This is a genomic window from Streptomyces sp. NPDC059852, from assembly GCF_042731455.1.
In the GTDB taxonomy this organism is placed as follows: Bacteria; Actinomycetota; Actinomycetes; order Streptomycetales; family Streptomycetaceae; genus Streptomyces.
Genome location: NZ_JBHWJK010000031.1, coordinates 72,601 through 82,035 on the forward strand (window position 1 = coordinate 72,601; position 9,435 = coordinate 82,035).

General features: G+C 71.5%; 8 protein-coding genes. 7 read left to right on the forward strand and 1 reads right to left on the reverse strand.

Annotated elements, in window-relative coordinates:
• Window positions 1-65 precede the first annotated feature (65 nt).
• The 5 genes from ACFV46_RS29570 to ACFV46_RS29590 are packed head-to-tail and all read left to right on the forward strand — an operon-like array spanning window position 66 to window position 6,698.
• Window positions 66-875, forward strand: coding sequence for a hypothetical protein (locus ACFV46_RS29570; RefSeq protein WP_385500483.1), 810 nt, complete (start codon window positions 66-68; stop codon window positions 873-875).
• Complete coding sequence (locus tag ACFV46_RS29575; protein ID WP_385500486.1) at window positions 865-2,187, forward strand: hypothetical protein; 1,323 nt, start codon at window positions 865-867, stop codon at window positions 2,185-2,187. The genes ACFV46_RS29570 and ACFV46_RS29575 overlap by 11 nt, the downstream gene beginning before the upstream one ends.
• The gene (locus tag ACFV46_RS29580; RefSeq protein ID WP_361922452.1) at window positions 2,184-3,743 is read left to right on the forward strand and encodes an SCO6880 family protein; all 1,560 of its coding nucleotides are present in this window, start codon (window positions 2,184-2,186) and stop codon (window positions 3,741-3,743) included. The genes ACFV46_RS29575 and ACFV46_RS29580 overlap by 4 nt, the downstream gene beginning before the upstream one ends.
• A gap of 6 nt (window positions 3,744-3,749) precedes the next feature.
• Window positions 3,750-5,162, forward strand: a complete 1,413-nt coding sequence (locus ACFV46_RS29585) for an ATP-binding protein (RefSeq protein ID WP_361922449.1) — start codon at window positions 3,750-3,752, stop codon at window positions 5,160-5,162.
• A 12-nt stretch (window positions 5,163-5,174) separates the two neighbouring features.
• The gene (locus tag ACFV46_RS29590; protein ID WP_361922446.1) at window positions 5,175-6,698 is read left to right on the forward strand and encodes a type IV secretory system conjugative DNA transfer family protein; all 1,524 of its coding nucleotides are present in this window, start codon (window positions 5,175-5,177) and stop codon (window positions 6,696-6,698) included.
• A 22-nt stretch (window positions 6,699-6,720) separates the two neighbouring features.
• Here ACFV46_RS29590 and ACFV46_RS29595 read toward each other — a convergent pair whose 3' ends face one another.
• Window positions 6,721-7,281, reverse strand: a complete 561-nt coding sequence (locus ACFV46_RS29595; protein ID WP_376729827.1) for a GNAT family N-acetyltransferase — start codon at window positions 7,279-7,281, stop codon at window positions 6,721-6,723.
• Between the two features lie 93 nt (window positions 7,282-7,374).
• On the opposite strand from ACFV46_RS29595, the gene ACFV46_RS29600 reads away from it, so the two are divergent.
• Both ACFV46_RS29600 and ACFV46_RS29605 read left to right on the forward strand, forming a co-directional pair.
• Window positions 7,375-8,628, forward strand: coding sequence for a sensor histidine kinase (locus ACFV46_RS29600; protein ID WP_385500488.1), 1,254 nt, complete (start codon window positions 7,375-7,377; stop codon window positions 8,626-8,628).
• Complete coding sequence (locus ACFV46_RS29605; protein WP_376729825.1) at window positions 8,625-9,311, forward strand: response regulator; 687 nt, start codon at window positions 8,625-8,627, stop codon at window positions 9,309-9,311. The genes ACFV46_RS29600 and ACFV46_RS29605 overlap by 4 nt, the downstream gene beginning before the upstream one ends.
• Window positions 9,312-9,435 lie beyond the last annotated feature (124 nt).

A 9,435-nucleotide genomic window follows, 5' to 3' on the forward strand; every position in this document is an offset into this window, starting at 1 on the left:
GAACCAGCGCGGCTACCGTCGTACTCCAACGTGTATTCGTCCGACGCCGAGGGGGCGTACGCGGCATGAGTCTCGGAGACGATCGGGAGGGGCAGACCCGCACCCGGCTGCCCGAAACCGGCGGTGACGTGTACGGGGGCGCGCGCAGAGGGGGCCGTTCGTCGTCCCGGAGCATGATCACGGTCGTCGGCGTGGTCGTGCTCCTCGTCGCCGCGATCGCCTTCGCGAACCGCGGAGGCAGCGGGTCCGGCTCCGCCGCGGGTGACGAGGACAAGCCGAAGGCCTCCTCCACGTCGGCCACGGGCACCCGCCCCGTCAAGGGCAAGTCGGCAGGCATCCCGGCGGGCTACGCCCACGACGAACAGGGGGCGCAGAGCGCTGCCGCCAATTACTCCGTGGCTCTGGGGTCGGCCGACATGTTCAACACCGCGACCCGGCACACGATCGTCGATGCGGTGTACGCCCCGGACGTGGCCGCCGGTCGACAGTCGGACCTCGACAGGGCCTACTCCAGCGAACAGTTCCTGGCGAACATCGGCCTCGACAAAAGCGGCGCGGCGCCGTCGGGCCAGACGTTCATCTCCCGCGTCGTCCCGGTGGGCACCAAAGTCGTCTCCTACGGAGGTGACAGCGCCACCGTGGAGGTCTGGTACACCTCACTGTTCGGCCTTTCCGGTGACGGCTCCAAGAACCCGGTTTCCGAGAGCTGGTACACGACGACCTACCAGCTGAAGTGGATCGGCAACGACTGGAAGGTAACCGACTTTCAGCAGAAGGACGGCCCGGTCCCGGTCGGACGGGACCAGCGCGCGTCCACCGCTGACGACATGACGAAGGCCGTCGAGGAATTCGGAGGGTTCACGTATGCGCGCTAACCGCCGCCTCCTCGGGCTCACGGCGGCCCTCGCCTCAGCGCAGGCCACCGCCGTGCTGCTGGCCTCCCATGCCGTGGCCGCACCTGACCCCTCACCGACACCCAGCAACAACCCGTGCGACCTCATCCGAGGCCCTGCCAAGGACTTCTGCGAAAAGGACAACGGCGGCGGCAAGAAGTCCGGCACCCCCTCCCTCACCGACCCCACCACCACCCTCGACCCCCTCTCCTCCCTCGCCAAGGGCTGTGCCGACGCCGCCGCGTGGACCGTCGACCGGCTCAGCGACGCCGTGAAGGAGACCGCGGCCGTCGACTTCACGAACCTCACGTTCCTGAAGCACTACGCCGTCGTCTTCGCCGCCTCCGCCATCCTCACCCTCCTCCTCTGGCTGCTCGCCGTCGCCAAGCGCGCCGTACGCGGCGTGCCGTTCGCGACCGCCATGTCGGAGGCCATCGGCTTCCTCTGGCTCACGGTGCTGGCGTCCGCCTTCACGCCCCTGATCCTCTACACCGTCGTCTCGGCGACCGACGGCGTCAGCGACGTCCTGGCGAAGGCGACCGGCAACCAGACGGACACGTTCTTCGGCACGTTCTCCGAGGCCCTGGAGAAGGGCGACGACATCGGCGGCGGCCCGATCATGCTGATCCTGGTGTCGCTGATCTCGATCCTCGCCGCCGGCATCCTCTACCTGGAGCTCTACATCCGGGCCGTGCTGCTCTACGTCGGCGCCCTGCTCGGCGTCGTCGTCTACGCCGGCCTCGTCGACAAGGACCTGTGGGGCCACGTCCGCCGCTGGGCCGGCATCATGATCGCCGTCATCCTGGTGAAGCCGGTCATCGTCATCGTCCTCGGCCTCGCCGGCGCCCTCGCCACCGAGGAGGGACCCGACTCCCTCGCCGCCGTGGTCTCCGGCCTCGCCATCATCCTGCTCGCGATCTTCGCCTCGGCGATGATCTACCGCTTCGTCCCCGGCTTCGGCGACGAGATCGCGAACACCCGCAACAACCGCATCATGCGCGGCGCCGAGAGCAAGGCCGCGGCCGTCATCAGCTCCCCGGCCACCCTCGTCGCCCAGGGCATCAAGACCCACAGCTCCCGGGCCGACAACAACGGCGGCGGAGGTGCGGCCGGCACGCCCCCCCGCCCGGCGAACCCGGCCTCCGGCGGCGTCGCCGCCCACAGCTCGCGCTCCTCGAACGGGGGCGGCGGATCTGTCCCCTCCGCCGCACCCGCACCCCGTTCGAGCAGCCCGGTGAACACCCCGCACGCAGGCAACACCCGCAGCAATCGTCCAGGAGGTGACGGGCGTTGACGACCGAGTCCCACGTGTCCCATCCGGTCACGCCCCGCCGTACCTATCTGATCGGCCGCGCCCGGCCGAACGCGATCGTCGGCCGCAACCGCGAGTCCGGCGAGATCGCGCTGATCATCGCCGGCGCGTTCCTCGGCATGATGTGCGGACTGCTCGTCCCCGTCCTGTCCCTGCGGATCGTGCTGCTCATGGGCTTCCCGCTGCTCGCGCTGGCCGCGGTGTACGTGCCGTACAAGCACCGGACCTTCTACAAGTGGTTCGAGATCAACCGCAGCTACAAGCGCACCCTGCGCCAGGGCACCACCTACCGCTCCTCCGCCATGGAGGCCGGCACCCGCATCGACGGCCGTGAGGTCGAGGTCGGACCGCCCCCGGGCATCGGCCGCATCACCTGGCTGGCCGCCCCGTTCGGGCCGGACGAGATCGCCGTGCTGCTGCACGCCGACCGCCGTACCGTCACCGCCGCCATCGAGATCGAGGGCCCCGGCGTCGGCCTGCGCGACTCCGAGGACCAGGAGGCCCTGGTCGACCGCTTCGGCACCCTGCTGAAGCACGTCGCGAACAACGACGGCTTCGTGACGCGCCTGCAGATGCTGGCCCGCACCCTGCCCGCCGACCCCGACGCCCACGCCAAGGACGTCGCCGTCCGGGGCGACGACCGGGCCCCGGGCTGGTTGCAGCAGTCGTACGACCAGCTCCAGTCCATGGTGTCGACGAGCAGCGAGCAGCACCGCGCCTACCTCGTCGCCTGCATGCACTACACCCGCGAACTGGCCGCCGAGGCCCAGGCGATGGCCCGTGCCGCCCGCCCGCACGGCCGCGGCAAGGTCGACCGGGACGCCGGGCTCGCCGTGGTCATGGCCCGCGAGCTCACCGACATCTGCTCGCGTCTCCAGGAGGCCGACATCCGGGTCCGGCAGCCCCTCGGCCAGGGCCGCCTGTCGTCGCTGATCCACTCCATGTACGACCCGGACCACCCCATCGACCACATCCAGGCGATGACGAAGCGCAACGCCTGGCCGGCCGAGCTCGACGCCATGGAGCCGACGTTCCTCCAGGCGAAGACCCGTGAGTCCTCCACCCGTGCCCCCTGGTGCCACGCCACGGCCTGGGTGAAGGAGTGGCCGATGACCCCGGTCGGCGTCAACTTCCTGGCGCCGCTGCTCGTGCACACCCCGGACGTCATCCGCACGGTCGCCGTCACGATGGACCTCGAACCCACCGAGATCGCCATCGAGCGCATGCTCACCGAGAAGACCAACGACGAGGCCGAGGCCAGCCGCGCCGCCAAGATGAACCGCACGGTCGACCCCCGGGACATCGCCGCCCACAACCGTCTCGACCAGCGCGGAGAGGACCTCGCGAGCGGCGCGGCGGGCGTCAACCTCGTCGGCTACATCACCGTCTCCTCCCGTACCCCCGAGGCCCTGGCCCGCGACAAGCGGACCATCCGGGCGTCGGCCGGAAAGTCGTATCTGAAGCTGGAGTGGTGCGACCGCGAGCACCACCGGGCATTCGTGAACACGCTCCCCTTCGCCACCGGCATTCGGAGGTAGGACCTGATGCGGGACCCGCTGTCCGTCCTCACCGACGCCTTCACCGCCTTCCTGTTCGGGAAGGTCGAGACGACCCGGCCACCGGTGCGCACGTCCACGGGCCAGGCGCAGGCGGTGTACCTGCCGACCGCGGCGCCGGGCCTCGGCGACTCCGGCGTCATCATCGGCCGCGAGGTCTACTCCGGGAAGGGCTACATCTACGACCCCTTCCAGCTGTACGGCCAGCAGCTCCCGGCCCCGCACTGGCTGGTCCTCGGCGAGTCCGGCAACGGCAAGTCGGCGCTGGAGAAGACGTACGTCCTGCGTCAGCTCCGCTTCCGCGACCGGCAGGTCGTCGTCCTGGACGCCCAGGGCGAGGACGGCGTCGGCGAGTGGAACCTCATCGCCGAGCAGCTGGGCATAACGCCGATCCGGCTGGACCCGGCGGCCGCTCTCGACCACGGCATCCGGCTCAACCCGCTCGACCCGTCGATCACCACGACGGGCCAGCTGGCGCTGCTGCGGACCATCATCGAGGTCGCGATGGGCCACGGCCTGGACGAGCGCTCCGGCTTCGCGCTGAAGGTCGCGCACGCCTACGTCAACGAGACCATCGTCGAACGCCAGCCGGTCCTCACCGACATCGTGGAGCAGCTGCGGCACCCCGAGCCCGAGTCGGCGGAGGCGATGAACGTCGCCATAGACGACGTACGGGCGTGGGGCCTGGACGTGGCGCTGGTGCTGGACCGGCTGGTCGACGGTGACCTGAGGGGCATGTTCGACGGCCCGACCACGGTCGGCATCGACCTGGACGCGCCCCTCATCGTGTTCGACCTGTCCCACATCGACCGCAACTCCATCGCCATGCCGATCCTGATGGCGATCGTCGGCGTGTGGCTGGAGCACACCTGGATCCGCCCCGACCGGAAGAAGCGCATCTTCCTGGTCGAGGAGGCCTGGCACATCATCAACAGCCCGTTCGTGGCCCAGCTGTTCCAGCGGCTGCTGAAGTTCGGCCGCCGGCTCGGTCTGTCCTTCGTGGCCGTCGTCCACCATCTGTCGGACGTCGTCGACGGCGCGGCGGCCAAGGAGGCGGCCGCCATCCTGAAGATGGCGTCGACCAGGACGATCTACGCGCAGAAGGCCGACGAGGCGCGGGCGACCGGCCGGGTGCTCGGCCTGCCCCGCTGGGCCGTGGAGATCATCCCGTCGCTCACCCCGGGCATCGCGGTGTGGGACGTCAACGGCAACGTCCAGGTGGTCAAGCACCTGGTCACGGAGTCCGAACGCCCGCTCGTCTTCACCGACCGCGCGATGACCGAGTCGTCCGCCGACCACCTCGCCGACGACGCCCTGCGCGCCGCCGAGCTCGAGGCGGAGGAACGGGCGGCGGCCTTCGTGGAGCAGCGGCTGGGCGACTCGGAATCGACGGTGGCGTAGGGGGAGACGAGCGTGAGACCGGACGATCGCGGGGAGCGTCGGCACCGGGAGGGCCAGGGAGGCATTTCCGACGGCCTGCTGATCGGCATACTCGGCTTCCTCCTCGGCATGACCGTGATGGTGTGGACGGCGACGGGTCTGGCGGCCCTGTTCGCCCACGGGTCGTGGCCGGACGGCGTCACGATCCCCCGCACGCCGCTCGCCATGCGCTCCCTCATCGGCGACCCCCACGACCTCGCGGGCGCGTGGCCGGACACCCCGGAAGGGCAGCTCTCCGGCTACGGGCTCTTCTGGGGCCTGTTCATCGGCCAGTTGATGGTGCTGGTCGTGCTCACCGTCTTCGTGATGGGCACGCTGGCCCGCTGGCGCGCCGTCCGGGCGGCTCGCCGCACGGGACAGCCGTACGCGACCGCCGCCGCACCGGCATCCCACGAGGTGCCGGCCCCGCGGACGGAGCCCGTGCCGGCCCCCGAGCCACGGCAGACGGCCCCCGCGGTGGAACGGCAGCCGGAAGCGGTCCTCGAGCACGCGGTCCCGCTCACCGAGCCCGCCCCGCCCGCCTCTCCGCCGGCGGAGCCGGTCCTCGCCCCCCTCCCCACCGCCGTCACCGCCCGTGAAACGCTCCTCGTGGCCCCCCGGGACGCCCGCCGGCACAGCGCCGCCCAGGCCGTCCTCGACGCGGAGGGCGCCGCGCTCGTCGTCACGTCCAACCCGGCGCTCTGGCAGGACACCAAGGACGCCCGCGGCAAGCTGGGCCCGGTCCTCCTGTACGACCCCACCCACCTGTGTGACACCCCGGCCCGCCTCCACTGGTCGCCCACCAGCGGCTGCGAGGACAAGGCGACGGCCGCCTCCCGGGCCGCCGCGCTGCTCGCCCCGGTCCGCCCCACCTCCCGCCTCGACCAGGCGGTCGGCGACACCGCCGAGACGCTGCTGCGCAGCTATCTGCACGCCGCCGCCGTCGACGGCCGCACCGTCCGGCACGTCCACCGCTGGTCCCAGGGCACCCAGGTCCAGGACGCCGTCCGCGTCCTCCGCACCCACCCGAAGGCCGCACCCGGGTCCGCCGGGGAGCTGGAGGCGGCACTGACCGCCCACACCGAACGCCGGGACATGGCGCAGGAGTTGACCACCCGGGCGCTCGCCGCCCTCTCGACGGTCAACATCCGGGAGTCCTGCACGCCCCACCGAACCGACGCCCTCACCCTGGATTCCTTCGTCCACGAAACGGGCACGCTTTACGTGGTGGGTGAATCCATCGAGGATCCCAGAGCCGAGCCGGGCGCCATGCCCCTCCTGACGGCCCTGGCCGCAAGCGTGGTCGAGCGCGGCCGGCGCATGGCCGAACGGTCATCCTCCGGTCGCCTCGACCCACCAATGACGCTCGTCCTCGACGACGTCGCCGCCGTGGCTCCGCTTCCCCAGGTACCGGAGCTGCTGGCAACCGGAGCGGACCGGGGTATGCCGACCCTGGCCCTGCTCCGGTCCCGCGAGCAGGCCCGCTCCCGCTGGCCGCACGCCGACCTGCCCGGCTGACCGCGCCGCCCGGCCAGTCCGGTCAGGGCCGCTCGACGACGAACTCCAGCTCGCGCGCCCCCTGCTCACCGACCGGCACGGTCGCCCCGGACGGCACGAACCCCACCCGCCGGTAGAAGCGCTGCGCCCGCCCGTTCTCCTCGTGGACGATGAGGCGCACCCGCTCGGCACCCCGCGACCAGGCCCACTCCAGAGCGGCGTCGAACAGCACGTCCGTCAGCCCGCTCCCCCGCTCCTCGGGCCGTACGAACACGCCGACGACATGCCCCTGTTTGCGCTCCACCGGAAGCCCGGCCCAGTCCGTCGTGCCCGGCTCCTCGACCAGCACGGTGGCCGTGCCGACCCACACCCCGTCCGGGCGCGCGGCGATGATCTGCTGCGCCCCGTCGGCCCCTTCGCACGCACCGGCCGCCCGCTCCTGCCAGAACGCGTCGGACCGGGTCAGGGCGTCCTCGTACGTCTCCAGGAACGCCAGGTGCGCGACCGGGTCCTGGAGCGCGGCGAGGCGCAGCTCCTTCACGGCCGGCCACTCGTCCGCCCGTATCGACCTGATCACATAGCTCTCGGGGCTGCTGGTGCACATGACGGCCACCGTAGTACCCGGGTACGACATCCCTCATCCGGAATACGCCCCACGCCTCTGGGACCGGCCGGGAAGAACCCGCACGATGGACGCGTGACGGAGCAACCAGCCACCGGGGCACGCACGGCCGAGCCGCTGACCCAGTACGTCCAGCGCGTCAGCCGGCGCGTCCGCGCCTTCGACGCACGCCACCCGCTCGTCTGGGACGTGCACCTCACCGGGTTCTGGGTGACGGCGGCCCTGATCGACTACTACGGCGGCGGCTGGCTCACCGTCACGCGCGCCCCCGACAGCCCCCGCTGGCTCGTCCTCACCCTCAGCCTGGCCCTGTCCGTGCCGCTCCTGTGGCGCCGCACCCACCCGCGCGCCGTTCTCCTGGCTCTGACCCCGTTCGCCCTCGTCAACGCCTGGACGGGCATCGCCCTCCAGGCGGTCATGCTGCACCTGCTGGTCGTCTTCCACATCGCCTTGCGCCGACCGGCCCGCTCCCTGTGGTGGGCGGCGGCCCTCCTCACCGCGAGCGCCGCCGTGACGGCCGTACGGCATCCGCAGGGCGGCGGCCCGGACCAGGAGATCGTTCCCGTCCTCATGACGTTCGCCGTGGCGACGGCCATCGGCATCACCGTCCGCACCCGGCGCGACCACACCGAGACCCTGGAGGACCGCGCCCGCCGCCTGGAGATCGAACGCGACCAGCAGGCCCGGCTCGCGGCGGCCGCCGAACGCGCCCGGATCGCCCGCGAGATGCACGACATCATCGGCCACAACCTCTCCGTCATCACGGGCCTGGCCGACGGCGGCAAGTACGCCGCCGCCAAGTCCCCGGAACGCGCCGCCCAGGCCCTCAACGCCATCGCCACCACCAGCCGCCAGGCCCTCGGCGAACTGCGCCGCCTCCTCGACGTCCTGCGCGAGGAGGACCACGCCGAGGAGGTCCCCGGAGCACAGCTCGCCCCGCAGCCCGGCCTCATCGACCTCGACCAGCTCGTCGGCGGCGTCCGCGCGGCCGGCCTCCCCGTCGACGTCACGCTGACCGGCACCCCGGCCCTCTCCCCCGGCCGCCAGCTCACCGTCTACCGCGTCCTCCAGGAGTCCCTGACCAACACCCTCAAACACGCGGGCCCCGGAACCACCGCCCACATAGAGCTGTCGTACGGGGAGAAGGGCGCCGTCACCGCGACGGTCACGGACACCGGCCGGGGCGGCCCCGCGCCGGGCCCGGACGGCCGCGGCCTGCCCGGCATGCGTGAGCGAACGGCCCTGTACGGCGGCACACTTGAGGCCGGCCCGCATCCGGCGGGCGGCTGGCGCGTCCATCTGAGCCTTCCGGAGGAATCCCCGCAGTGACCACCGTCCTCATCGCCGACGACCAGACCCTCCAGCGCTTCGGTTTCCGCATGCTCCTGGAGAGCCAGGACGACATGACGGTCCTGGGCGAGGCCGCCAACGGCAGCGAAGCGGTCCGTATGACGGCGGAACTCAGCCCGGACGTGGTCCTGATGGACGTCCGCATGCCCGGTCTGGACGGCATCGAGGCGACCCGCCGCATCACTGCCGCCGGGGACCGCACCCGGGTGCTCATCCTCACCACGTTCGACCTGGACGAGTACGCCTACGCCGGACTCCGCGCCGGCGCCTCGGGCTTCCTGGTGAAGGACGCCCAGCCGGAGGAACTCCTCGCCGGCATCCGCGCGGTGGCCACCGGCGACGCGGTGGTCGCCCCCAGCCTGACCCGCCGCCTCCTGGACGCGTACGTCCACCACCTGCCGTCGCGAACGCCCCAGGACGACCAGGCAGGGGAGGAGAGGCCAGGGGAGGACCAGCGCCTGTCCACCCTCACGGAACGCGAACGCGAGATCCTCACCGTGGTGGGCCGGGGCTGGACGAACACCGAGATAGCCGCCCGCCTGCATCTCGCGGAGTCCACGGTGAAGACGCATGTGGGCCGCATCCTGGCGAAGACGAATTCCCGGGACCGGATCCAGGCGGTGATCCTGGCCTACGACACGGGCCTGGTGCACCCGTCCTGAATCACACCGGCAAATACGGTCCGGAAATACAGAAAGGGCCCACACCGTAAGGTGTGAGCCCTTTCTCAAAAATTGTTCGGCGGTGTCCTACTCTCCCACAGGGTCCCCCCTGCAGTACCATCGG